At 35.1% G+C, this 25721-nt stretch carries 19 protein-coding genes and 2 pseudogenes; 7 read left to right on the top strand and 14 right to left on the bottom strand.

Features of this window, described 5'->3' with window-relative positions:
- Positions 1-333 precede the first annotated feature (333 nt).
- The 13 genes and pseudogenes from ACEL90_RS02170 to ACEL90_RS02110 form a co-directional block, all read right to left on the bottom strand.
- Positions 334-1716 (bottom strand): PleD family two-component system response regulator, encoded by a 1383-nt coding sequence (locus ACEL90_RS02170; protein ID WP_423349159.1) that lies wholly within the window; start codon positions 1714-1716, stop codon positions 334-336.
- Complete coding sequence (gene tatB, locus ACEL90_RS02165; protein WP_423349158.1) at positions 1688-1984, bottom strand: Sec-independent protein translocase subunit TatB; 297 nt, start codon at positions 1982-1984, stop codon at positions 1688-1690. The genes ACEL90_RS02170 and tatB overlap by 29 nt, the downstream gene beginning before the upstream one ends.
- 4 nt (positions 1985-1988) lie before the next feature.
- Positions 1989-6731, bottom strand: coding sequence for an NAD-glutamate dehydrogenase (locus ACEL90_RS02160; RefSeq protein ID WP_423349157.1), 4743 nt, complete (start codon positions 6729-6731; stop codon positions 1989-1991).
- A 25-nt stretch (positions 6732-6756) separates the two neighbouring features.
- A complete protein-coding gene (clpB, locus tag ACEL90_RS02155; RefSeq protein ID WP_423349283.1) occupies positions 6757-9318 on the bottom strand; it encodes an ATP-dependent chaperone ClpB in 2562 nt (853 codons plus the stop codon).
- Positions 9319-9677: 359 nt separating this feature from the next.
- Complete coding sequence (locus tag ACEL90_RS02150) at positions 9678-10001, bottom strand: hypothetical protein (RefSeq protein ID WP_423348614.1); 324 nt, start codon at positions 9999-10001, stop codon at positions 9678-9680.
- An 87-nt stretch (positions 10002-10088) separates the two neighbouring features.
- Complete coding sequence (locus ACEL90_RS02145) at positions 10089-10289, bottom strand: hypothetical protein (protein WP_012481961.1); 201 nt, start codon at positions 10287-10289, stop codon at positions 10089-10091.
- Positions 10287-10534: pseudogene (locus ACEL90_RS02140) on the bottom strand (PD-(D/E)XK nuclease family transposase); the annotation flags it as partial. The gene ACEL90_RS02145 and the pseudogene ACEL90_RS02140, both read right to left, overlap by 3 nt.
- 62 nt (positions 10535-10596) lie before the next feature.
- Positions 10597-12426: a translational GTPase TypA gene (gene typA / locus ACEL90_RS02135; RefSeq protein WP_423349156.1), complete on the bottom strand. Its 1830-nt coding sequence runs from the start codon at positions 12424-12426 to the stop codon at positions 10597-10599.
- 105 nt (positions 12427-12531) lie between these two features.
- Positions 12532-13128 (bottom strand): orotate phosphoribosyltransferase, encoded by a 597-nt coding sequence (pyrE, locus tag ACEL90_RS02130; RefSeq protein WP_423349155.1) that lies wholly within the window; start codon positions 13126-13128, stop codon positions 12532-12534.
- Between the two features lie 3 nt (positions 13129-13131).
- Complete coding sequence (locus tag ACEL90_RS02125) at positions 13132-14316, bottom strand: dicarboxylate/amino acid:cation symporter (RefSeq protein WP_423349154.1); 1185 nt, start codon at positions 14314-14316, stop codon at positions 13132-13134.
- A gap of 198 nt (positions 14317-14514) precedes the next feature.
- Positions 14515-15840, bottom strand: a complete 1326-nt coding sequence (locus ACEL90_RS02120) for a dihydroorotase (RefSeq protein WP_423349153.1) — start codon at positions 15838-15840, stop codon at positions 14515-14517.
- A 114-nt stretch (positions 15841-15954) separates the two neighbouring features.
- The gene (locus tag ACEL90_RS02115) at positions 15955-17190 is read right to left on the bottom strand and encodes a hypothetical protein (RefSeq protein WP_265023825.1); all 1236 of its coding nucleotides are present in this window, start codon (positions 17188-17190) and stop codon (positions 15955-15957) included.
- 73 nt (positions 17191-17263) lie between these two features.
- Positions 17264-17452 (bottom strand): hypothetical protein, encoded by a 189-nt coding sequence (locus tag ACEL90_RS02110; protein ID WP_423349315.1) that lies wholly within the window; start codon positions 17450-17452, stop codon positions 17264-17266.
- On the opposite strand from ACEL90_RS02110, the gene ACEL90_RS02105 reads away from it, so the two are divergent.
- The 4 genes from ACEL90_RS02105 (at position 17373) to secF (ending at position 22438) form a co-directional block, all read left to right on the top strand.
- Positions 17373-19457 (top strand): heme lyase CcmF/NrfE family subunit, encoded by a 2085-nt coding sequence (locus ACEL90_RS02105; protein WP_423349282.1) that lies wholly within the window; start codon positions 17373-17375, stop codon positions 19455-19457. The genes ACEL90_RS02110 and ACEL90_RS02105 overlap by 80 nt on opposite strands.
- Positions 19458-19631: 174 nt before the next feature.
- Positions 19632-20456: a hypothetical protein gene (locus ACEL90_RS02100; protein ID WP_423349152.1), complete on the top strand. Its 825-nt coding sequence runs from the start codon at positions 19632-19634 to the stop codon at positions 20454-20456.
- Between the two features lie 193 nt (positions 20457-20649).
- Positions 20650-21381 (top strand): hypothetical protein, encoded by a 732-nt coding sequence (locus tag ACEL90_RS02095; protein ID WP_423349151.1) that lies wholly within the window; start codon positions 20650-20652, stop codon positions 21379-21381.
- A gap of 181 nt (positions 21382-21562) precedes the next feature.
- The gene (secF, locus tag ACEL90_RS02090) at positions 21563-22438 is read left to right on the top strand and encodes a protein translocase subunit SecF (RefSeq protein ID WP_423349150.1); all 876 of its coding nucleotides are present in this window, start codon (positions 21563-21565) and stop codon (positions 22436-22438) included.
- A gap of 6 nt (positions 22439-22444) precedes the next feature.
- On the opposite strand, the gene ACEL90_RS02085 is transcribed toward secF, so the two are convergent.
- Entirely contained in the window at positions 22445-22960 is a 516-nt protein-coding gene (locus ACEL90_RS02085) for a TIGR02281 family clan AA aspartic protease (protein ID WP_423349149.1), read from the bottom strand.
- Positions 22961-23094: 134 nt separating this feature from the next.
- Here ACEL90_RS02085 and yidC point away from each other — a divergent pair.
- The 3 genes and pseudogenes from yidC (at position 23095) to nusB (ending at position 25693) form a co-directional block, all read left to right on the top strand.
- A pseudogene (gene yidC / locus ACEL90_RS02080) lies at positions 23095-24805 on the top strand (membrane protein insertase YidC).
- Positions 24783-25211 (top strand): 6,7-dimethyl-8-ribityllumazine synthase, encoded by a 429-nt coding sequence (locus ACEL90_RS02075; RefSeq protein ID WP_006279647.1) that lies wholly within the window; start codon positions 24783-24785, stop codon positions 25209-25211. The pseudogene yidC and the gene ACEL90_RS02075 overlap by 23 nt, the downstream one beginning before the upstream one ends.
- Positions 25211-25693, top strand: coding sequence for a transcription antitermination factor NusB (gene nusB / locus ACEL90_RS02070; RefSeq protein ID WP_423349148.1), 483 nt, complete (start codon positions 25211-25213; stop codon positions 25691-25693). Before ACEL90_RS02075 ends, nusB begins: the two co-directional genes overlap by 1 nt.
- Positions 25694-25721: the final 28 nt, after the last annotated feature.

Here is a 25721-nt window from a genome sequence, read left to right as displayed (position 1 = left end):
CCAAGCAACACGTCATACCGCGATTCATTCCATAGCTGTACAAACATTCATTTTTGAAGGTAAATTGCACAGCAAATGGTGTCATTCCAGTCTGGAATCCAGAAATTTTGCTTATAACTGAGCTGATGAGCTAAAGGTAGTTGTCTTACGCTAAAACAAACGTTTTTAATTAAGTTGCATAGAAGCTGGATCCTAGTGTCTGGGCAATGGCCCACTGGTGGGAATTGCTCCCAAACTACAACGTTCGTACAGTTGTGCGCGGTATCTCAGCATAGATTCCGCTAACGAGTAGCGGAATGACGGTTGTCGTTTTTCAGATTGTCGTAAGTCAGTTTAGCTATAGCCAGTAACCACTCTATTTCTACCACTGTTTTTTGCTTTATATAAACATTTGTCGGCACGTACTATAAATTTTTTAATATCATCAAAGTCAGATCCTTGCATTTCTGCAATTCCAATGCTCACAGTTACATTATGGGTTGTATTTTTATCCGCAAGTACAAAAGGTTCTTTAGCAATAATTTTTCGTATTCTCTCCGCAATAGTATACGCATCTGATACATTGGTATCTGGCATTACAACAACAAACTCCTCACCACCAAACCTAGCTAGTAAATCTGTCACTCTGATATTTTCAGAAATTCTTTTCTGTATTTGCTTTAAAAGTTCATCTCCAGCACTATGCCCAAAACTGTCATTCACTATCTTAAAATAGTCTATATCAAGTATCATAAGAGACAACCTTCTATCCTTTTCCACAGAGTCCTTAACAATGTTTCTTAAGTGTGCATCAAAATATCTTCTATTATAACAGTTAGTTAATGGGTCCTTTATAGACATTTCCGCATTATTAAATAAATTCATTCTCAAGGCATCTTGATATCTTTTGCGTTTTACTTGCGAATTAACCCTTGCTATTAGCTCACCCTCATCCAAAGGTACTGTTAAATAATCATTAGCACCTACATCAAGTGCTTTTACTAAATTGTTTTTATCATAATCCTCAGAAAGAATCAGAATTGGTGTATAACGTGTTTCCACCTTACTACGAAACTCAGAACACAAACGCAAGCCGTCAGTTTTTGAAAATTGCATATCAGAAATGATCAGGTCGTAACCATTCTCAATACCAACCTTCAATGCTTCCATTGGATCACTCAGTATTTTAATTGACCTAAAGCGTTGCTTTAATATATTATATATCTGCTCTGCTTGATGAACATCCTCATCTATAACAAGTATGTTAGCATCAAAAATCTGATTGGAATAATCCATAATACTGTTTCCTGCGACTCCACCAATCTCAGCGTTAGTTTCTCCTCTCAAACGCAATTCATCGATAATCATCTTTAAGCGTGTGAGAGACTTAATTCGTGCAGATAAAGCAGTTTCGTTTATTGGTTTAGTCAGAAAATCATCCGCGCCAGCATTAATACCTTGCACTCTATCATGAGTATCATGCAGCGCAGTTACCATAATTATTGGAATATGGGTTGTCAAGGGATCACTCTTTAGCTCCTTACAAACTTCAAAGCCATTCATCTTTGGCATCATGATATCAAGTAATATAATATCAGGCTGCTGCTTTGCTACTAAATCTATAGCTTCTTCACCATCATGAGTTACGATAACCGTATAGTACTCTGCTTTTAGTCGAGCTTCTAAAAGCTTGACATTAGATAGTACATCATCTACTACCAGAATCTTCGCTGTCATTATCTTTAGATGTATTATCTATATCGCAAGTAGGATAAAGCTTACCATTTTTACCAACTATGTAATTTACTTTCTCAGTATTACACTCTTTATATAAGTCTTCAATTCCGGCATCCTTCAATAACCTTCTGGCTTTTAACCTTACAATTGTAAAATACCTATATATAGTCTTAATAAAATCAATAAATACAGGTACCTTATTTTTATCAAGAACAATTATGCTCACTAAAGCTACAACTAAAATTTCTGAAAGACCTATATTGAACATTTTCCTATGAAGCAAGTACTTTAATCCTTCTGATTATAAATATTAATTTGCTTAAATCAAGTTTAGAAGCAACCATCTCATCTAAAAAACTATTATAACGTTCTATGTAGTCCTTATCATCACAAGCCCAGGTTTGAACCTTATCTTCGGGGTTATCAGTAGCTTTTATGACTTTAACAGCTAGCTTGTGATGGTAATTGCTTAAATCGTCCAATAAATCATTAACTAAGCTGCGATCCCAATAAGAAGAGCGGCTTTTCATCTTGATGGCAATTGTTCTAATCAGATCGAATCTTAACAGCGACTTTAACTCAAAGTATATTTTACCAGCATCAAGAATGGACAAAGATGTCTGTTCAGCAACAGATATAATGTCCAGTGCATAAGCAAGAACGCATAGATCAGCAACTTTTTTTGCTAGATCTTTATTTATATTAAGTTCTACTAAAGAAGTTGATCCATGGCTATAGATCTTTAATAGGTGTTCATCTAAAACATCAGTTAAGTTCTGGCCTAAAGTTTCAATTGCATCTTTAAATTTTGTAACATCATCCAATTCTACAAAGCTAAGCTTGCCAAGATTTTTCACTAGCCAAAATGATACTCTGCCAATAAATTTCTGCACGTTCCTCACTATTTGTAAGTATGAGTTAACATCAATTTTTCCATCCAATTCATCAATTTTCTGCCACAGGCTGTTTAAATCATACAGGTGGTTAACAACAATATATATGTTAACCGCTTCTTGTATCTTAATTCCAGTGTTCTCAGCCAAATTATTGATGAATATACAGCCCATTCTATTCACTACATCATTTGCAATGCAAGTAGAGATAATTTCTCTACGAAGTTGGTGTTTTAATATGAAATCCTTAAACTTTGTTACCATCTTTTTAGGAAAATAACCTAGCAAGTAGTCATGAGATATAAGATCTTTTTCAGACAGATCGGAATGTATAATTTCATTTTTTATTGCTGTTCTAGCATAAGACATTAGAACAGAGAGCTGAGGAGAACTGAAACCTTCTGCACCAGTTAACATCCCTGCTATCTCTTCTTCAGTTGGAAGAAATTCTACGCTTCGGTTTAACAGCCCAGATTTTTCTAAACTGAGCAGTAACCTGTGGTGCTGCTCCAATCTCTCTTTAGCTTGCAAACACTCAAGAAGTAATGCTTTTGTTTCAATTTTGTTGTGGTTCTCAAGCACTTTGGATGCAACTTCATCCACCATACTTGCCAGTATTTCATTCCTTTTTTCTAAAGAAATACCCCCTGCTTTCATAGCTGAAACAAATGCAATCTTAATGTTAACTTCAAGGTCCGAACATATCACTCCGGCTGAATTATCAACAAAGTCTGCATTGATATATCCACCTTTTTCAGCATATTCTATTCTTCCAAACTGTGTACAACCAAGATTTCCACCCTCTATAAACATAGAAGCTCTAATATCTTTACCATTCACTCTTAACTCATCGTTTGCTTTGTCACCGACCATGCTATGATTTTCACTCTTTGCCTTAACAAACGTGCCGATTCCTCCATTCCATATGAAGTCCACTTTTGCTTTCAATAGATATCTAATCAAATCACTTGGAGGTAGCATATCTTCTGTTATATCAAAGCACTTTTTTATTTCTTGAGAAATGTTTACTTGCTTACTGCTACGCTCAAATACTCCTCCACCCTTAGAAATCAAATCTTTATTATAATCCATCCAAGTTGAAAATGGTAACTCAAAGAGACGTTTACGCTCTGTGAAACTCTTTTTTGCATCAGGGTTTGGGTCAACAAAAATATGCATATGGTTAAATGCGCCGATTAAATGTATATTTTTTGAAAGCAGCATACCATTTCCAAATAAGTCGCCAGCCATATCCCCAATTCCAATAACAGTTGCATCCTGGTAAATATCCTTATTCATTTTCCAAAAATGCCTCTGTGCTGCAATCCATGCACCTTTGGCTGTAATACCCATTTTTTTGTGATCATAACCTGCTGATCCACCAGATGCAAATGCATCGCCAAGCCAAAAATTGTATTCAGAGGCTATCTGGTTGGCATAATCAGAAAATGAAGCAGTGCCTTTATCTGCTGCAACTACCAAGTATGGATCGTCTTCATCATACCTAATCACATTCTCTGGTGGAATTATTTCACCATCAACCACGTTATCAGTAATATCAAGCATTCCTCTAATAAAACTCTTATAGCACTCAACACTTTTCTCTCTTAAAGTATCTTTGTCTTTATAAACTTGCTTAATTACAAACCCACCCTTTGCGCCAACAGGGACAATAACCGCATTTTTTGTCATCTGAGCTTTCATGAGCCCCAAAACTTCAGTGCGAAAATCTTCCGTCCTATCCGACCACCTTAAGCCACCACGGGCTAATTTCCCTCCTCTTAGATGTATTCCCTCAAAAAGGTTTGAATAAATATATAATTCACGATACGGACGAGGATCAGGCAAACCATTCACTTTACTTGAGTCAAATTTTATGGATAAGTAGGGTTTATTATCTTGATAATAACTGGTCCTTAAAATAGCCATTATCAAGTTAAATATCGAGCGCAAAACGTAATCATGTGAAACATTGCTGATCTCTTTTAGAAGTTCCTCAATTTTTTCTCTGACAATGTCTGTAGTTTCTGCTCTATCAATGTCTATGTTAGGATCAAATCTTGCATGAAATAGTTGTATCAAATACTTTACTACTTTTGGATACTCTGAGACTACCTTTTGGATATATTCTGGGTTGTAGTTAAATGACGTCTGCTTTAGATAGGCACTTAGCGCTCTAATCAGAAGCACTTCCTTCCACTTGAGCCCAGCAATAATGATCAAACTATTGAAATAGTCATTTTTAATTTCCTTGCTAAACACTTTCGCAAGTGTTATTTCAAATTGCTCTTTTAGAGTAATGTTGTCTATTAATTCATCGACTCTTGACAACACAAAATGGTGTATCCATATTCCACCGTTAATTTCTATGTAATAGCCATTATGAGATAGAATTTTAGCTCCCAAATTCTTAGTGATCCTTAATATCTTCGATAATTCAAGGCCTCCGTTGTTTGGAGTATAAACCTTTAATTGATAATTAAGATTATCACGAGTAAGTCTTAAATCGACCTCGCTAACTCCTTTCTTCCTCACTATCTCCAATTTTTTCATATCGTAATATGCGTCATGAGGTTCGAAACTCTCTTGATAGCTTATTGGAAATGCCTTGCAATAACGGATGAATATATCCTCAACAGTGCTAAAAGTATTGTATAAATTGTCTATAAAACGATCTTCCCACTTTTCTGTAATGTTTCTTAATTTGTTTTCGATACGCAAAACTTCATCATCAAGAACGCTAGCATTTTTGGTCTTTAGCACTACATGCAATTTCATCAAATCATATTCATTGATAATGTGATTGTTATAAATATCTGAACTTCCTGCACTTGTCTCATCCTTCAATATGTCACGTATCTTGAACATTAGCCTAGCGCTAGCATAACGCATCGGTATCAGCACTATGCAACTAATAAAATCCCCGACTCTTCTTAAAAATAATCTGACCCTTGGCCTAATCGCAAGAGACATGATCGAAATGCAAATTTTAAATAATTCGTCTTCATTTGATTGGAATAATTCATCACAAGAGAACACTTGCAAAATAGAAATCAAAGCTTTATTGTTGTGGCCCCCGGTTACAAATCCTGCATTTTTTTCTATAACTTTAACTTTATCTTTTATTATTGGAATAGTTCGAATATCTTGGACCTCCGCTACAGAAGTAAATAGCCCGAAAAAACGCCGTTCCTTTACTACATTACCCTGGTCATCAAATTCTTTTACTCCTATACAATTCATGTATGTACGCCGATGGACTATTGAGATTAGATCTGATCTCAATATGTATAGGGAATCAAGGTTTGCAGAAGGAATCAACGTACTTTGACCTACTCTCATCAGGCCAAGGTCCTTTTTGCCATCACAGACGAGTTTTTCATCTTTACCAGCAATATATTCTTGATAACCTAGAAATACAAAATTATTATTCTTTAACCAAACTAGAAAATCTTTTTGCTCTTGATTTCGGTCTGGTGTCATTCCAGTGCGTGACACTGGAATCCACGTGTCCTTTTCCTGGATCCCAGCTGGGATGACAGAAAGACTTGCCTCATCAAGTTTCTTGAGCATTAAGTGCCAATCTTTCACAACGCAATTAACCGCTTTCAGCGTTTTCTGTAGAGATTCTTTTAATGTATCAACAAAGCTGTCACTTATACCTTTGATAATTACATATATGACTGACTCTTTGACCCCATTGCTTTCTTCCAAAGAGTAAATCTCGTCTATTAGGCCATCTTTTCTTTTAATGTTAATTATGCTGTTGCTGTAATAGCATATGGTTAAATCGTGCGATTTAATAGTCGCAATAACAGAATCAACCAAAAATGGCATATCATCGTTTGTTATCTTAATCGTGGTAAAATCGCCTTCTATTCCTGGTATATCATCTATATTGCTTACTACTAACTTACTTTCATCTTTCTCTTTTTGAGAAACAAAATTGTAAGCATCGTTTACAATATATAGCAAAAACTTATCATTGGCTTTTAGGTCGCTTTTATAAACAAAACTATAAAAATACTTAATGAATTTTTTAATTTTTTCTTTATCTTGCTGATTTTCTTGATCAGCTAGCTTAAATAAAGACTCAGTGTCAACATTATGATCTATACACATTTTTTAACAAAAATACACAGTGAACTTAAACCTTTTTAACTAAGATTTCATTATCAAGAGCGTACACTATTAGCTCATCATTTTCTACTACTTCCCCTGATAAAACTAATTTAGCTAAATTATTTTGAATACACTCTTGTATAACCCTTTTTAAGGGCCTTGCTCCATATTCAGGGTCATAGCCAGTTTGTGCTATTAGTTCTTTAGCTTCCTGCGACAAACTTATACTCAGTTTACGCTTAGCAAGTGTTTTTTGTAAATAAGAAAATTGAACATCTATAATTTTATAGATGTCATCTCTGGTTAAACTGTGAAATATAATAATTTCATCCAGCCTGTTTAAAAATTCTGGACGAAATGTTGATTTAACTATTTGCATCACTTCATTTCTTACAGAATCAACATTCCCTTTTAGCATTATCTCAGCGCCAAGGTTAGAAGTTAAAATCAGTATGGTGTTGCGAAAATCAATTAATTTACCATGACTATCAGTGAGTCTCCCCTCATCCAAGATCTGTAGCAATAGATTAAATATATCTGGATTTGCTTTCTCGATTTCATCAAACAGAATAACCTGATATGGCCTTCTTCTTACCGCTTCAGTTAATCTGCCACCTTGTTCATAGCCAACATACCCTGGAGGCGCGCCAATTAGCTTTGAAACAGAATGTTTTTCCATATATTCTGACATATCAAAACGCAGAAGCGCTGATTGATCGTCAAACAGAAATTCAGCTAAGGCTTTCGCAAGTTCGGTTTTACCAACCCCGGTTGAGCCTAAGAATAAGAATGAACCAAAAGGTCGATTAGTATCTTGCACCCCAGAGCGGGAGCGCCTAACTGCATTACTTATCGCTTCTATTGCATCTTTCTGCCCTATTACTCTTCTTCCTATTTCATTCTCCATGTTAAGGAATTTTTCCTTTTCACTATGCATCATATTATCAACTGGAATTCCTGTCCATTTTGAAACAATGTTTGCAATATCATCTCCAGTCACTTCTTTCTTTAAGAAACTATCAGTAACCTTTTCCTGATTTTTTAATTCATTCTCAAGCTGAGGGATCACACCATACATCAGCTCTCCTGCTTTTCCTAAATTTCCACTCCGCTGAGCCAATTCCAGCTCTTTTCTAGCGTTATCTAATTTTTCGGCTGTTTCTTGTATTCTAGCTATTTTATTCTTTTCCATCTGCCATTTGTTGTTCAAGTCAGCAAATTTACTGTTTAGATTTTCGATCTCTTCATTTATCTTTTTTAAACGCTGTTTAGAATTTTCATCACTTTCTTTTTTTAAAGCCTCTGCTTCAATCTTTAGCTGTATAACCTTTCTCTCAAGTTCATCAATAACTTCAGGCTTGCTATCCATTTCAATTCTCACCCTACTTGCTGCTTCATCAATCAAATCAATTGCTTTATCAGGTAAAAACCTATCTGTTATATATCTATTGGACAACGTTGCAGCAGCAATTATTGCACCGTCTGTAATTCTTATACCATGATGCACCTCATATCTTTCCTTCAAACCCCTGAGTATTGAAATGGTATCAGTTTCAGTTGGTTGAGAAATAAACACGGGCTGGAAACGCCTTGCAAGTGCAGGATCTTTTTCTATATGCTGACGATATTCATCTAAAGTTGTGGCTCCTATACAGCGAATTTCTCCACGCGCAAGAGCAGGCTTTAGCAGATTCGAGGCATCCATTGCACCACTTGTTGCTCCTGCTTCAACTAAAGTATGAAGCTCATCTATAAACAAGATAACTTTTCCCTCCGCTCTCGAAAGCTCATTAATAACTGCTTTTAACCTTTCTTCAAATTCTCCTCTAAACTTAGTGCCAGCAATTAGCGCTCCAAGATCCAAAGCTAAGACCTTTGCATCATGCAAACCAAGTGGTACATCGTTTGCAACAATTCTATTTGCAAGCCCCTCAACTATTGCAGTTTTTCCAACACCAGGTTCACCGATCAGCACTGGATTATTTTTTGTCCGCCTCAGTGATACCTGCATAGTTCTTCTGATCTCTTCATCACGACCAATTACAGGATCAAGCTTTCCTTGCATAGCAAGCTCTGTAACATCTTTTGTATATTTCTTTGCCGCATTTAATTTTTCCTCACTGTTTGGCGAGTCCGCACTGCTGCCCTTTCTCATTTCTGCAACAACTGAGTTCAGTTTTTGTGGAGTCACACCATTCTCTGCCAGAATTTTGCCTACAGTATCGTCTTTTTGTGCAGTAAGGCCCTGCAGTAAACGCTCGACAGCAACAAATGAATCTTTATTTCTCTTTGCAATACCAATTGAATCTTCAAAAACCTTTGCTATTTCTCTTGAAAGTTGAAGGCCACCACTTCCTGGACCTTCAATTACTGGCAACTTTTTTATTGCACTATCCACAGCATCGGAAATACTCTGCACATTTCCACCACAAGCGTTTATCAAATCCTGAACTAAACCTGATTCATCTTCAAGCATCACTTTTAGTAAATGCTCAGGCATAAAAATCTGATGCCCAGCTCCCAACGCTTTCATCTGAGCACTTTGAATTAGACTTTTTGCTTTTTCGGTAAATTTATTTAAGTCCATAACACCAGTTAAATTCGTATTTGCTGATGTATATAACAACTGATTTCATAAATTTAAACCTAAAGTTGCTTATTGTTAAGTATGAAATTTAAAACTTTCTTAAAAAAGGAACTATCATAGTAACCATACAAATATCTTGTATCTCAAGACCTTTGGTTTTTGTTGCTGAAAATGGTTGTGTTATTTAAGTTATTAACAATATACAATACTAAGTTAATGTAATTTATTTGGAGATGACAGGAAAATTTATTGTAACTTTATATTTTAAATAGAATAAAGTTCTTTTGTTAGTATTGTCCTTTTTGTAAAAAATATTCCTAATTTCTTCATCATTTCTGTGGGTAAGGTCATCTGCTTTCCTACCTTAAGTGGTTAACAAAGTTTCTTGTCACGAGGGACCAAACGGAAGTCTGCTCGTTTTCACGCGAATTAATGTTACAAATTCTATCCATTTCGTTACAAAATGGCATTCGCTTTCTCCATTCTCCTTTACCTGCACTTCCGTCAGCATTCCTTGCGGTTTGCTTGCCATGTAGGCGAAAATACAGGCTTACCCTGTTCCTTCTGTCATACAACAGTGGGTTAGGTGACTTCTCTATACCGGTGATTTGCGTACATCTAGAAATGAGAAATGTCACATTACCTTTTTGGTTAGAGCTTATCAGCATCTTTAGCTCCTTCATAATTACGATACTTTGAAGTTTCACTTACGTTCACCATACCACTAGCCTAGCTCTCCAACCACATGATGCTTGTAGTTTATGCTCCTCTCACGATTGAGCATCTTCTTTTTCAAGAGGAGGTTCATTGTCCGCATCGCTTGGCACCAACCGGTTGCCCGATTCGCACTGATGCGTAGACTCAGATGGCAAAACATCTGGTTTAATAAGTTTTAGAATCCTTTCAGTTTCTTTCTGAATGAATTCCTCTCCTTTTAAACAATATGACCGAAGACTTTCAGGTCGCACCATCTCAATTATATACCTGTTCCCACTAGAATCCCTGCAAAGAACATCAACTATACTTTGCTTATCAGAGGCAATTTCAGCATCTTGAATAGTGCTTAAGAATTCTACTTCTTGTATAGTGTTGACTTCAGTACATCCTAAAATATCGTTTAAAAAATGGATAAGAATATTCTTATTTTTTTTTCAGTGCCAAAGATTTTTTTGAAACACAAATCATTGCGAGGATCGAGAAATTTTGAAAAGGCCATAATTAAATACAATTAGGAGACGAATAATTATACACTATTTTTCGCAAATGTTCAACCTCTGATTACTCCTTATTCTTTGCCCTTCCTGCACGCTTACGTTCATTTGGATCAAGGAATTTCTTGCGTAAACGTATAGATTTTGGAGTTACTTCCACCAATTCATCATCATCTATATACGCTATCATATCCTCCAGTGTCATTATCTTTGGTGGAGTGAGCTTTATAGCTTCATCACTACCTGAAGCTCTTACGTTTGTTAATTGCTTACCCTTTAACACATTTATCTCCAAATCATTGTCACGGCTATGCTGGCCGACAACCATGCCACAATATACCTTATCCTGTGGCTTAATAAACATAATTCCCCTATCTTGCAAATTGAAAATTGCGTATGCTACTGCTTCACCCTTATCAGTGGAAATTAAAACTCCATTGCGCCTTCCAGAAATTGGACCTCTATGTGGAGCATAACTGTGAAATAAACGGTTGATTATGCCCGTACCCCGAGAATCAGTTAAAAACTCTCCTTGATAACCAATTAATCCTCTTGATGGCACTAAAAACGTTAATCTTGTCCTGCCATTACCAGAAGGTCTCATGTCAGTCACTTCACCTTTTCGGAAGCTGAGTTTTTCCATGATGATTCCACTATATTCATCATCTACATCAATTACTACTTCCTCTATAGGTTCAAGTTTTTTGCCATCTTCTTCCTTAAATAGCACTCGAGGGCGTGATACCGAAAGCTCAAAACCTTCTCTCCTCATATTTTCAATTAACACCCCAAGCTGTAGCTCACCACGTCCACCTACTTCAAACGCTTCACCGCTTGGTGCCAAAGTCACAGTAATTGCAACATTTGTTTCTGCCTCCGCGTATAAGCGATCCTTTATAGCAGTTGAGGTAAGCTTTGTACCTTCTTGTCCAGCAAAAGGCGAATCATTAACGCTTAGAGTAATCGCCATTGTCGGCGGATCAACTGGAGTTGAGCTTACTGCAGTTGTAACCTCTGGTGCTGCTATAGTGTCTGAAACTGAAGCTTCCTCAAGTCCTGCAATTGCAATTATGTCTCCCGCTACAGCTTGTTCTACTGGAATGCGTTTCAAGCCAGAAAATGAGAGCAACTTAGTTAATCTTCCTCGTTCAATTACTTTACCATCGAGGTCAAGCACCTTAAGATCTGAATTAACTTGTGCAACACCCTGATAAACCTTTCCTGTCAATATTCTGCCAAGAAACTTATCAGACTCAAGTAGAGTGACCAACATAGCAAAAGGTGCATTTTGATTATAAACAGAAGGTTTTATATAATCTATAACCGTTGAAAATAATGGGCTTAAATCTTTTCTTTCATCAGAAAGCTCCTTAGCACACCAGCCATTTCTACCTGAAGCATACAACACTGGAAAATCTAGCTGCTCGTTGGTTGCATCAAGGTTAAAAAATAACTCATATATTTCATTTAATACTTCATCAATTCTGCTGTCTGGTCGGTCGACCTTATTGATTATCACAATTGGCTTCAAATTTGCTTTTAGTGCTTTTGAGAGCACAAATTTTGTTTGTGGCATGGGACCTTCTGCAGCGTCAACCAGCAGCAACACACCATCTGCCATGCACAATACCCTTTCCACTTCCCCACCAAAGTCCGCGTGCCCTGGCGTGTCAATAATATTGATCTTTTCATCGCCCCACATTATTGATGTACATTTTGCAAGTATTGTAATTCCGCGTTCACGCTCTTGATCACCACTATCCATCACTCGTTCTTGAACTTCTTGATTCTCGCGGAATGTGCCACTTTGTTTTAACATGTTATCAAGTAAAGTAGTTTTACCGTGGTCAACGTGTGCGATTATTGCTATATTTCGGATCGATTTAAATTCGTTCATTTTCTATCATTTCAAAATTAATTTAGTAATAAGTATACATAAAATACACTTGGAGTAAATAACTAAAGCTGTGTATAAATGCTGTGTTTCCAAGATATTATAGGATTACTTTGTTAAATATTCCCTACTCCCAGGTTTTGTTATGGGTAGTTGTTTTAATTCACTTGGAAGTTCTTCCTCGCTGTAGTTTTTGATGTTCAGTTCAATCAAAGATATGACAGGAAAAGGCAGTTTCGTTTCACTATTTCTCTTTATCAAAGAAGCTTCAGCAACAACTTTACCTCCTTCCCCTTCTGCACATTCCACTGCTTCAAGTGAAGATTTACCTGTGGTTATTACATCTTCAATGAGCAATATTTTCTCACCCTTTTTGATCTTAAATCCACGGCGTAATTCAAACTTACCATTAACGCGCTCGCAAAACATTGTCTTTATTCCAAGCTGCCTGCCAATCTCATAACCCACAATTATTCCACCAATTGCAGGAGATAATATTAAATCTATGGAGCTATTTAATTCTTTTTTTATTTTGTCTGCTAATAATGCGCAAACTTTCATGGCTCTGCTTAGATTTTCAAAAATCTTCGCACACTGTATGTATGTGTCACTATGCAGCCCGGATGATAAAACAAAATGCCCATGCAAAATTGCTTCTGCTTCTTTAAATTCTTTTATTATTAGGTTATTTTCGTCTAATATCATTTTTTAAGTTTCACTATTACATTCTTTATTAATTATCTGAGTGATACAAACATCAGACCACACATTTATTGCAGTTTCAAACATATCGATGATTGTATAAATAGGCAAAATCAGTCCCATAATATGCAGAGGAACATTCATCGACATGAGATAACTGGTTGCCATAAAATAGCACCCCATCGGCACTCCAGCGTTACCAATTGCAGCCCCTGTAGCTAAAAAAATCCATATCAACATTTCGCTTAAGGAAAATACGTATCCGTTCATTTCTGCAACAAACATTACAGTGATTAGTATAAATGCAGCACATGCATTCATGTTAATTGTTGTGCATATTGGTAAAATAAAAGACGATAATTTCTTTGGCATCTTTAGCTTGTTCTGCACACATTCTATAGTTGTTGGCAATGTTGCACTGGATGATTTAGAAAAAAACGCAAGTGTGAGTGCTGGCATAACCCCTCTCAGCGTTTGAATTGGTGATATGCCTTTATACCACATAAATAGCGGTAAAATCAGAAATGCCTGCACAAAATTTGCAGACATTATGCAAACAAAATACCATAAAAGATTGTAGAACTCACTACCGCCTTTTAATTCATGCAAAAAACATGTGATAAAGGACCACACAGCAAGCGGAATGAATTTTAGTAACCCCTGAGCAATTTTAAGTAGCGTATCAAAAAGTGCAGAGAATATTTGATGTAATATATCCTGCTTTTCTTTTGAAAGTGAAACAATAGCTCCACCCATCAAAAAAGCGATTAATATGCTACCAATCATATTATTTTCAAGAAAAACTTGCACAAAATTAGAAGGAATGAGTGATTTTAAATATGAAAAATAACTGTGGTTATTGCTGTTAATACTCCCTATTGTATTACTTATGAAATTTTTTCTTGCTGGATCTATTAACAAATAAAACGATAATGCAACAAACGCAGCTATAATAGTTGTAAGCAGAGTATAAAATAGTGTTTTCTTAACTAAGACTTTGATTTCAATTGAGTCTTTGAGCCCGGAAATTGTGGAAACTATGGATAAAAAAACCAGAGGTAAGCTTATTAATTTGAGCAAGCTGATAAAGATATCACTAAATAGCTTTGCTATTTCAAATATGATTCCATTGTTTAGGTAGTAAGCAACTATTGCAAGCAGTATAGAAAAAAGTATTGCAAACTTGTGCATTGAAAATAAAACTTCAAAGTAACATTATACAATAATTTTGCTGTTTTGGAATCAGATTGATAGACAAAATAACTTTACAGATTAGGGAAAGATAAGAGGATGTGTTTATTCGGAGACAGTGTAAGATTTCTTAATTTAAATTTAGGTGCACTTAGCCCATTCTGGTGATAACAAATTGGAATAGATAAGATATGATAACTAACTCTTCTGCGAGTATATAGTTTTGCCGGACACAACAGTACGTACTACGTGTCCTTTTACTTTGCGACCATCGAAAGGAGAATTCTTTGATTTACTAGCAAAGTTGTCAGTTTTAATTTCCCATTCATGATTGAGGTCAACTAAAATTAAGTCTGCAGCAAGGTTTTTTTGTATACGACCACGTGGTATGTGTATTATATCTGCAGGCTTATATGTCAATTTTGCGAGCACATCAAGTAGACCCATTTGCCCACTGTGATAGAGTTCAAGTGAAAGGGGCAGCATTGTTTCAAGACCAACAATACCAAATGCAGCATTTTCAAGTGGCAGATCTTTAGAACTACGATCATGCGGAGCATGATCGGTTGCAATGCAATCAATCACACCTGTCTTTAAACCTTCAACCATAGCTAAACGATCTTCTTCAGTGCGAAGTGGCGGGTTCATTTTTGCAATTGCCCCATGTTGTTTTACTATATCTTCAGTCAAAGTGAAGTGATGAGGGGTTACTTCGCACGTAACATTTAATCCCAAATCTTTTGCACGTTTAATAGCATCAAGTGAATCTTTTGAAGAGACATGTAGAATATGGTAGTGCACATTCTCCATATCTTTCATGAGCAGTATATCGCGACTTACCATAACCGATTCTGACGCACTTAAGATCCCCTTTATTCCCAATTCTTCAGAAATTTTACCTTCGTTGATTGCACCACCTGCTGATAAATTTAAATCTTCTGCATGTTGAGCAATAGGAACATTCAGCATACTTGAATAAAGCAGCGCCTGTCTCATAATCATTGGGTTCATAACTGGCATGCCATCATCGGTGAACCCAACCGCACCTGCTTCCTTTAAAAGTGCCATTTCAGTCAGGTGTTCTTCCGAAGTGGTGATTTTAGCGTAAAATTCAACGTTTACATGTGAAGTTTCAAGTGCTCTATATTTCAAATATTTAGCCAAAATAACGCTATCAATTGCTGGAACAGTGTTTGGCTGACAAACTACAGTTGTAACTCCCCCCGCAGCTGCAGATTTGCTGCCTGTATATATAGTTTCTTTATGTTCCTGGCCTGGTTCACGAAAATGTACGTGAATGTCAATAAGGCCTGGCATTAGAACAAGCCCTTTACAGTCTATTGTTTCATCAACTCCACTTGTTGAAAATAATGATTCGCCAAAATCAACAATTTTATCCCCTTCAGTCAATAGCGAACCTTTTATATCAAGTTTAGTTTCTGGGTCGATAATACGAGCATTAGTATACGCAATTTTATAGCCTTCCTTTTGCCCTGTTTGCAACAAATTCCAAGTTTGAGTCATTATATTTGAGTATCAATTATGCAATAAATCTAAAGTTTTTTTAATAAAACACAACCAAATTAAAACACAGACTAAGAGCTGTCTTGAATTAAAATTATCCCAAAAATCCCGCCCTTATAACCTAATTAGCTTAGTTTTAACGTTAATGTGTGAAACTCTTAGCTCTGTTGGAGGATTTTCCAGTTGAATATCTGGCTCATTCTGCATGTTCGATAAACAAATTAAAGCTGAATCAAAATCTTCATCGAACTGTTTTGCTTCATGTATACCATCGATTATTTCCTCTAATTCTTCATCCATTTCTTGCGGCGCACTTTTTAATATCGCTTTTATTTGGTTTAAGTTTTGACGAATTTTCTCCTGATATCCAACAATTCTCTCTTGATATATATCAATCATTTTTTGACATGCGTTGCCTCTAAATGGATGTTCTTTTTTCTCTTTTATGTAAGAACTTTGAAAGTCTTTACAGTTAAGGATTGCTTCTCTATGTTTTTTTATGTCATTAATCGCGCTGACTATCGACTTATCTATTTTCTTCGAATTTTCTTCCCGTTCTTCTCTTTTAATTATACTTTTGGATTCATTTTTTATCTGGTTCATTTTGTCATACAGGTTTCTACATTCTTTGTAAGATGCCATTGGTTGTAATATTCCTTCTTCTACACCTTTATTGTAAAAATTCTTCAACTCATCACTTGATAGTATTGTTATAGCATCTTCCCTTTTACCTTGTGATTTAGGATACTTTTTATTCAATGAACTAACATGATTTAACAAGAAATCTTTAACTAGCCCTTCTTTTTTTACTTCGGATAATCTTTCTAGTGTTTCTATATATTTCAGAGTTTCCGCAAAGAGCTGTCCACCAGAGGGAGCAAATCCTTGAAGTGATTTACTCTGTGCTTTACAAAAATCGGTTTGTAAAAAATCTTCAGCTTGTTTTTTTATTACTGAAAGTTCATTAAAGGCTTTTTCTGGATTGATTTTTCTCAAAATACTAATAGCTTTTCTAATCGCTTTTTCTCTCTTTTTATTATCTTGTTTTTCATTTAATATGAGATGTTCAGTTTTGGTAAAAGCATCACCGCGATCACTCTTTGCAATGTTACAAACGATGCTTTTTACAACTTTTTCGGTCGCTGCATAATCTATTTCTTTTGCAAAGCAGTCAACAAATGATTGCCAAACTTTTTTATTAACAAGCTTACTTGTCTTATTTTCAAAATCTTCTATATCTTTGAATCCTAAAATAGTATAGAGATTTTTTTCGATTATTGGTTCGGCATGTTGTTTTGCCACTTTACCTTTTATATTGAATGGAAATTTACTAATCTTAGTTGTACCCACAATGTTACCTCAATATTAACGCTATCTATAAAAGTATAAAGATTTAATTTTTAATTAATACTAGCACAGCTAACTACGGGAGCATTATGCTATCATCAATTAACACTTTAACTTCTAACTTGTCATCAGTAATATTGTTTATATAAAAACTATAATTTTTTATGCCTGAACTTGGGAATATATTGCTATTGCTAGCCTGCTTATTGTCTTTGACATATTTGTTTTTACCGCTTAGTTCTTGTCGGTTTATTACCACTGCCATATTTTTTTGTGTATCAGTGTCAATGGCTATTTTGATCTACTGCCACATTACAAATGATTTTTCACTTGAAAACGTATACTACCACTCACACACAACAAAACCTTTGATCTACAAGATTTGTGGTGTTTGGGGAAACAAAGAAGGGTCCATGTTGCTTTGGACCTTAGTGCTTGTCATGTATTTATTACTAATGGATATTTATATACCTTCTGTCATCCCAGTTTCCCCCTCTGTCATCCCAGTGCCCAGACACTGGGATCCAGACAATTTAATTGCAAATGAGTACATCAAATGGCAGTGTAATAAAAACTGGATTCCAGTGTCAAGCACTGGAATGACACCAGAACGAACTAATGGTAGTAAATTAAAAAAAATATCTCTTATCACTCATGGGCTGATTTGCTTTTGTTTTTTGCTGTTCACTTTAATTGAATCCAGCCCCTTCACTAAAATACCAGGCATTGAAACAGATGGATTGGGTTTTAATCCGATATTGCAGAATATAGGCCTTGCTATTCATCCACCGATATTATATTTGGGGTACCTTGGATTTAGCGTTCCTTTTTCGCTCTCTATAGCTGGATTAATTTTAAATACTGAAGGAAATGTTTGGGCTAAAATTGTCAGGCCTTGGGTACTTATTTCTTGGTCGCTGTTCACTTTGGGCATCAGCTTAGGTAGCTGGTGGGCATATCGCGAACTTGGGTGGGGTGGATTTTGGTTTTGGGATCCAGTGGAAAACGTTTCTTTGATGCCGTGGCTAATTGCAGTAGCGCTGACACATTTGTTGCTCGTGGTGCGAAATTTCAATGTTTTAAGGGACTTTGCTATTTTACTTACGCTTACAACTTTTATATTGAGTGTGACTGGAACATTTCTAGTCCGCTCAGGAATACTTACCTCAGTGCACACGTTTGCAGATGATCCAAGATATGGACTATATATATTAGCTCTACTTGGTGTAATTACAGTCAGTAGCTTAGTAATATTTGTAGTATTTACGAGAAAAAATCACACGTCTGCGATGTCATTCCAATGCTTGACACTGGAATCTGAAAAGAAACCTGCTACTCAAGTGACAGAGGGTAGAAGATTCTTTTCACGCCTTACGATGATGCTGATGAACAATTTATTATTCATCACTGCCTTTTTCATTGTGTTCGTTGGCACTTTATACCCTACAGTGCTCGAATATTTAACCGGTGAATTAATTTCAGTTGGAGCACCATACTATAATTCCTTATTTAACCCTATTGCACTGGCTATTCTAGCCCTCACGATAATTGGGCAATACTGCAGTTGGCAGGGAAATAGTCTATTGCCAATATTCCGTGAATATAGATTTTCATTTTGTAGTGCTGCAGCTATTTTGCCGTTTATTTTTCACATGGAGCTAATAATTGTGCTATCAATTACTATCTCCATAGCATTATTAATCTTTGTTTTAGAAGCATACAGTAAAAGAATTTGTTTATTTAAGGTAGCATTTGGTGAATCAATTTTATTAGCAAGAAAAGTTTCTAAATCCTACTATGCAATGATGGCAGCTCATGCTGGAGTGGCAATTCTAGTGCTTGGTATAGCATATTCGGTTGGTTGGCAGGAGAAAAAAGAAAATTACTTAAAAATAGGGGATAGCATAACAGTCAATAAATTTAAAGTTACTTTACGAAATATTGAGCTAATAAAAGAAAAAAATTTCCATGCAGTGAGGGGTACAATGGGTATCAGGAATTTGCTGAATAATAAGATATTAGGTGAGATGACCCCTGAATATAGATTTTACCTTGTGGAAGGTCAGAAAAATGTTGAAAGCAGTATCTACCACAATTTATTTTCTGATATTTATGTTGTAATTGGAGAGATTGATAAGAGTAAGAGCAAAATCGCAGCCAAAGTGCACTATAAACCTGGAATGTCTATAATCTGGCTTGGATCCTTTCTTATCGCTTTTGGTTCGCTCCTTGCTGCTTTTCCTTTTAGTGGACGAGCAAGGATTGTCTAGCTGTCGTGGATTTTATTAACAACGCTCCTAGGTCCAGAGTGCAACGTATGAGAAATTACCGAGCTATAGATACTGATTTGCAAAGGTTAGAACCAAAGAAAGTTATATTTTTTTATTGACAGACCTATATATTACGATATTCACTAGGGGATTAGTGAGTAATGGTTATACAATATGAATGGTGGGGTATCAGGCAAGGAAAAAGTTATACGCACTCCTTTCGATTTTAAGGAGCCTTACAGCGATTGGCGTCAAATTTTTAAACGTCCTAATCAACAGTATAACCCTTCCAACTATGATTCGTCGAGCGAAATAAATGAACACGATATAGAAACTCAAAAGATTGAAGAAGGTGATGGCCATGATTCAGGTATTAGTTCCGATGATGAGGATGACCGGACAACTTATACAGCAGTACAATTAACTAATGATTCTCTTGATAGCCAAAGATATACAGGAATATGCATTCCAACACCAACTGATGGTTGGGTAGGTGAAAATAATCATCAGACTGGTTTATCAGGTGATTTGCCAGACGTGAGTAATAATCCACAAATTTTTGAAAGTACTGATTCAGTACAGCTAGATAATATTGTTTTTAGCAATCTAATTCAGCTTTCCTTGATTAGTCAAGAGCATAATTCTACCTGCAATGATCATGTAATTTGTGATTCAGGTCACAATTCTGACGATGAGGATCAGATTCCAGAGGACTTTCCTTCAAGGAAACGAGTACGATCGATTGAAATTGATCAGTTTGAACCATTGTACAAGAAGAGGAAAATAGAAGCACAAAATAATCAAAAATATACAGAAAATGATCGGGACCTAGAAGATGATAATCCTTTTCTAAAAGACTCACTTTTTATGAAACTAAAAATGTCGTTAACTCAAAGTAAACAGGATCTGATTGATAAATGCTGTGGGGAGGTGAGAGGTATAACAGAACAAAATGAACAAAAAGATATAAAAATACTCCAGAAAGTATTAAGTGCATAGTAGCTAAATACTTAGAAAAAGAAGTAATGTTAAATTTAAAATGTAGTTGTTGTAACAAAACTGTAACAAATACAGTATTTGAAGAAATAAAAGATCTTACTAGTGGTAGTCATATAAGTAACAGAAGTAACACTTTTGTATTTGATAACTTTCCCTATCAAAGTAAAGATAAAAACTGTAACAAAAAAATGAAGTGTCCGAAGAGGACATTATCAAAAGCATTGTTAGTAATTTATTGTTAGAAGGTGGGAAAGTAAAACGCCATAATTTTTTCGATGGGAATGAGTTTGAGCAGATAGTTACTTGTAATGGATTTGATGATGGTCTTTCTGAGAAATGTAAGGAAATTGAAAGCAAGCTAAAAGGTTTAGCATATGAAAGTATTGTAAACAAAAGCAAGCAGACTCAAAATGTATTAGGAGTAGACAAGGATAATAGATATTTTTGTATAGAGTACTCGCAAGATAGTATTGTTGAAGTTGCAGAAATCCTAAATAATGAAAAAGCCAAAGACTTAAATTTAAGAGTTGGCATACTCAAAATTGGAGAAAGTATAGTAAGAGTTGAAAATGTAGAAGAAATAGGGGGAAAAAGAAATTACATGGATGTCTCAAAAGGTGGTATTGAAATGTCTTTTACTACTGAGGTAGGAGAGATAAGTATTTATCTAAGTCCTAGTGAGAAAGGCAGCAATAAAATAAAAGTGGGGATTGATGGGGAAAACAGAGCAAGGCTTAATGAGTTAAAAAATAGGGGAAAAAGTTTAGGGGAAAACTGTCTTTTAGGAGGAAAAAGTGTTGAGGAAGCTATAGAGCATGAAAGTTTTGAAAGATATGGCAGTGTACCTAACACTGCTATGAAGGAACCTAGCTTAGGTTGCGTTGCTAACATAGCAAGGGGGGATAAGCTTGCAGAGATAAAATGATGGGCCAAATTGGCAGTATTTCGCTTTTGTAATGTACTTCAAAATGGTAGTATGCAAGCTAGATAGAACTTAATTGACAGACAAGAATTAACTGATGGAAAAATTGACATAATCAAACAATCACAGAATAAACTAGTGAATTTTTTGAAAAGTATATAAAATTCAAGTTTAAGTAAATAGCATGGCACTTAGACTCATTCCAGATAACCTTAATATCAAGTTTAGTAAATATAGGGATTTGACTGCACTCGTTAGCATTATTCTTATCATCTTTTCAATGCTCATTGTTGTACTGCGTGGAGTGAACTTAGGCATAGACTTTGCAGGCGGAATTTTGATAGAGATAAAATCTTCAGATGAGAATCACTCTATTCTCGATGCATTAAAAGAAAATGGTTTTACAGTGCAGAGTTCAAAAGCGGGTGATAATTTAGTCATGCGTTTTAAAGATGAAGGAGATGAAGATAAAATCAAAAAGATAAAAAGCATACTAGAAGAAAAGCTAGGTAGCTCAATAAGCTATCGTAAAATAGACTATGTTGGCCCACAAATAAGCTCAACACAAATATTTGAAGGAATGTTATCCATGTTGATCGCGATTGTTGGAATATTTTTTTACGTTTGGTTTAGATTTAATTGGCAATGTGGATTCAGTGGAATAACAGCACTGATTCATGACGTGATTTTAACTGTTGGTTTTATTAGCCTAACTGGCATTGAGTTTAATATTTCATCAGTTGCAGCTCTCCTCACTGTCATTGGTTATTCAATCAATAACTCAGTAATTATATATGATCGGATTCGAGAGTATCGCAGGAGTGGTAAAAGTGGGCGGATGAGTGAGGTAGTAGATGCAAGTATCAACGCTACATTATTTCGCACTATATTAACTTCTGGTACAACCCTTCTTGCTGCTCTTCCTTTAGTATTAATCTGCACAGATGCAGTGAGAGACTTCAGCTTGATCGTTTTTTTTGGTATTTTGATTGGCACTTGTTCTGCAATATTTATTTCTACTCCTATATTGACCTACAGAGCTTTGATAAGTAGATTGTAGAAGTGTTTAGTCGTGGTATAATATCAACTTATTATCTCTTATAGTGAAATGAAAATACCTTAAGAAGCTCATTCCAAGTAGTGAATGAGACATAGAATGAGTGTTAACGCTTGCCTGTACATCATTAATCAAAAAATTTCCTATTTTAACTTGAGGTATTTGAACCACTCCAGCTTTTATTTGACCTTTCGCAGTTTCATATATTTTAAAATCCTGAACATTTTGTAAGTTAATACCAACATGTAATGCGTCTTTTTGTGATAGAACAATATCGGTTGCTCCAGTATCAAGCAAAAACGTTATATTGCGATCATTGACTTGAGCCTGAATATAAAAGTGTCCATCATATGACTTCGTAAATTCAATACTTCCACTATTCTGACCGCTATTTTGAATTCTTCCTTTATATGGTAAAAAAGTACTGAGAAATCTGTCGCTTAGTTTGTCCCTTTGTGAATCAATAAGCATTGCAGTAGTGGCTATTATTAGCAACCAAATAACTAGATTTTTCACCGCGTTCATATTGTTAAAATTTGAAGCTATTAAAATAAATTTTAAAGATCAGCGTTAAAAGTTATTATTAAAAATAAGTAAATTTCATTGTTTTAGTACAATATTTAGTATACACTTTAAGAAGATATGTTTGATTTAATTTCATGTCAGAAGCAAAAAGTTTAATTTTGGCAGCTATCCTTTCCATGTTAATCATGGTGTCTTGGCGTATTATTTATGATAATTTTTTTAGTACAAACCAAAATCAGCCATTGATTGAAAATATTGAACATATCGAATCTTTTAACGACCTTGCTCCTATAATACACCAAAATCGTTCTGAAATTATTAATTCTACTCGAGAACAGAGGGTTAGTTTAACCAATAACATGATTAAAGGATCAATTTCTCTGAAAGGTGCAAGGTTTGATGACTTAATTTTAACTAATTACTACTTAGAACCGAGTTCTTCTTCTCCACAAGTGGTGTTACTGTCACCTGCAGAATCAAAAGATGTATATTTTGCAGAATTTGGGTGGCTCGATCCGAGTAACAAGATTAAAGTTCCAGATTCTAAAGCAGTCTGGCGAGCAGATAAACTTAATCAAAAAGAGGTCAATTTATCTTGGGACAATGAGAATGGCATTTTATTTAGAATGAAAATTAACCTCGACGATAATTACATGTTTAAAGTTGAGCAAGTTGTTGAAAATAATACAAAGGATAATGTAGTTTTGGTTCCTTATGGTAAAATTAACCGTAAACGTGACAATATCAACGAATCTTATTGGATATCCCATGAAGGAGTACTGGGTGCATTTGATAATAAACTAGAGGAGTGGACATATAAGGATATTTCCAAAAAACATTTAATAAAAGCAAGCACGAGTGAAAAAAATTGGTTTGGTTTTGCTGATAAATACTGGCTCACAGCCATCATACCTGAAAAATCTGATAAAATAAATGTAAGCATTAAACACACAAACGTTAATAATACTGATAAATTCCAAGTAGATTTTGTCAAACCTTACAAGAGCATACTTCCTGGTGCAAGCGTTTCTAATGTGAATTATTTTTTTGCTGGAGCAAAAAAGTTGAATTTACTGGATTCTTATAAGGACACTCTCAATATACCCCTGTTTGATAAAGCTGTAGATTTTGGTGTTCTTTACTTTATAACTAAACCAGTGTTTTTACTGCTTGAATATTTTAACTTCGTTTTAAAAAATTTTGGCTTAGCAATATTATTGCTGACTTTAGTAATCAAACTTTTGATGCTTTCCTTATCTAATAGATCATATATTTCGATGTTTAAGGTAAAAAGCCTGCAGCCTGAATTAACTCGTATAAAAGAGTTGTATAAAAATGACAGCTTAAAGCAGCATAAAGAGACAATTGCATTGTTTAAGAGAAACAACGTAAATCCAATGTCGAGCATTTTTCCCATGCTAATACAAATACCGGTATTTTTTGCTCTATATAAAGTATTATTTGTTACTATAGAGATGAGGCATGCTCCTTTTTTTTTATGGATTAAGGATCTTTCAGCTCCTGACCCAACGAACATCTTTACATTATTTGGGTTGTTTAATCATAACTTTCCTATTTCTATAGGCATTTTACCTATAATTTTCGGTGCCACCATGATAATTCAGCAGAAGCTAAGTGAGAAAGATCAAACCAGTAAAGATGATATTCAAGTAAATGTTATGAAGTTTTTACCTTACATTTCTGTCTTTATTTTTTCTTCTTTTCCTGCCGGCCTGGTAATATATTGGATATTTAGTAATATTATAACTCTAATTCAACAGTCATTAATAAAGTTGTTTTTAACAAAAAAAAGTGGTAGTAAATGTCGAGAATACTAATAGTTAATTCGATTTATTATACTGAAATAGCGAACCTTTTGCTTGAAGGTGCAATTGATAAATTAAAAGGCAGTAATGCCAGTTACGATGTAGTTGAAGTTCCTGGTACATTTGAGATACCAGCTACAATTCTTTTTGCAGTCAAGAGTGGGCATACTAATTATGATGGTTATTTAGCTCTTGGGTGCGTAATTCGCGGTGAAACCGATCATTATCAATATGTTTGTAAAGGAGTAATTGAAGGCTTAAATGAGGTTGTTATGCATTATGCAATACCCCTTGGTATGGGTGTAATTACCGCTGACAGCAAAGATAAAGCACTAGTTAGAGCTGATAAAAACAAAAAGAACGTTGGTGGCCATGCAGCCTCAACTGTTTTGCGTATGATAGATTTACATAATAAATTAAAATAATGGAGGAAAAACCAGTAGATAAAAAGTGGCGCATAAAAAGAAGCACGGCAAGATTTCTTGCTGTACAAATTGCTTATTCAAATATTTTCGTAGATTACAACAAAAGCACTTTTAAACTGGAAAATTGTGAGCTTAAGGACTACATAAATAAGTTGAAAGATATATTTGAATGTGAAGAATTTGAACATCAGTTCTTAGAAAACTTGTTATATAAGATTATAAAAAGCAGTGAAGAATATGATAAAATAATAGAGTCTTATTTACACCCAAGTTGGTCCCTTTCACGGTTAAATCTTATAAGCTTATCTATTTTGCGTGTTGCAATATGTGAGTTAGCTAATTGTGATACGCCAGTTCCAGTTGTCATTAATGAATATACTAACATTGCATCTGATTTACTTGATAAGCCAAGCGAAATAGGTTTTATTAATGGGTTATTGGATAAGGCAAAAGATGCAGTTAAATTAAATAAAAATCCTTAGCAATTATAGCCAGCAAGCACAAGGTGTC

Origin of the sequence: Wolbachia sp. wLmal (assembly GCF_049435495.1) — a bacterium.
Lineage (GTDB): Bacteria > Pseudomonadota > Alphaproteobacteria > Rickettsiales > Anaplasmataceae > Wolbachia > Wolbachia pipientis.
This window is presented reverse-complemented; position numbering and strand designations above follow the sequence as displayed.

Bases quoted from the DNA above. Each gene is read 5' to 3' on its own strand.
- ACEL90_RS02120 (WP_423349153.1), bottom strand. From the start codon at position 15,840: ATGACTCAAACTTGGAATTTGTTGCAAACAGGGCAAAAGGAAGGCTAT.
- ACEL90_RS02110 (WP_423349315.1), bottom strand. From the start codon at position 17,452: ATGGCAGTGGTAATAAACCGACAAGAACTAAGCGGTAAAAACAAATAT.
- ACEL90_RS02170 (WP_423349159.1), bottom strand. From the start codon at position 1,716: ATGACAGCGAAGATTCTGGTAGTAGATGATGTACTATCTAATGTCAAG.
- ACEL90_RS02160 (WP_423349157.1), bottom strand. From the start codon at position 6,731: ATGTGTATAGATCATAATGTTGACACTGAGTCTTTATTTAAGCTAGCT.
- ACEL90_RS02125 (WP_423349154.1), bottom strand. From the start codon at position 14,316: ATGCACAAGTTTGCAATACTTTTTTCTATACTGCTTGCAATAGTTGCT.
- ACEL90_RS02150 (WP_423348614.1), bottom strand. From the start codon at position 10,001: ATGAAGGAGCTAAAGATGCTGATAAGCTCTAACCAAAAAGGTAATGTG.
- ACEL90_RS02075 (WP_006279647.1), top strand. From the start codon at position 24,783: ATGTCGAGAATACTAATAGTTAATTCGATTTATTATACTGAAATAGCG.
- clpB (WP_423349283.1), bottom strand. From the start codon at position 9,318: ATGGACTTAAATAAATTTACCGAAAAAGCAAAAAGTCTAATTCAAAGT.
- typA (WP_423349156.1), bottom strand. From the start codon at position 12,426: ATGAACGAATTTAAATCGATCCGAAATATAGCAATAATCGCACACGTT.
- ACEL90_RS02085 (WP_423349149.1), bottom strand. From the start codon at position 22,960: ATGAACGCGGTGAAAAATCTAGTTATTTGGTTGCTAATAATAGCCACT.
- secF (WP_423349150.1), top strand. From the start codon at position 21,563: ATGGCACTTAGACTCATTCCAGATAACCTTAATATCAAGTTTAGTAAA.
- ACEL90_RS02145 (WP_012481961.1), bottom strand. From the start codon at position 10,289: ATGGTGCGACCTGAAAGTCTTCGGTCATATTGTTTAAAAGGAGAGGAA.
- nusB (WP_423349148.1), top strand. From the start codon at position 25,211: ATGGAGGAAAAACCAGTAGATAAAAAGTGGCGCATAAAAAGAAGCACG.
- ACEL90_RS02100 (WP_423349152.1), top strand. From the start codon at position 19,632: ATGAATGGTGGGGTATCAGGCAAGGAAAAAGTTATACGCACTCCTTTC.
- tatB (WP_423349158.1), bottom strand. From the start codon at position 1,984: ATGTTCAATATAGGTCTTTCAGAAATTTTAGTTGTAGCTTTAGTGAGC.
- pyrE (WP_423349155.1), bottom strand. From the start codon at position 13,128: ATGATATTAGACGAAAATAACCTAATAATAAAAGAATTTAAAGAAGCA.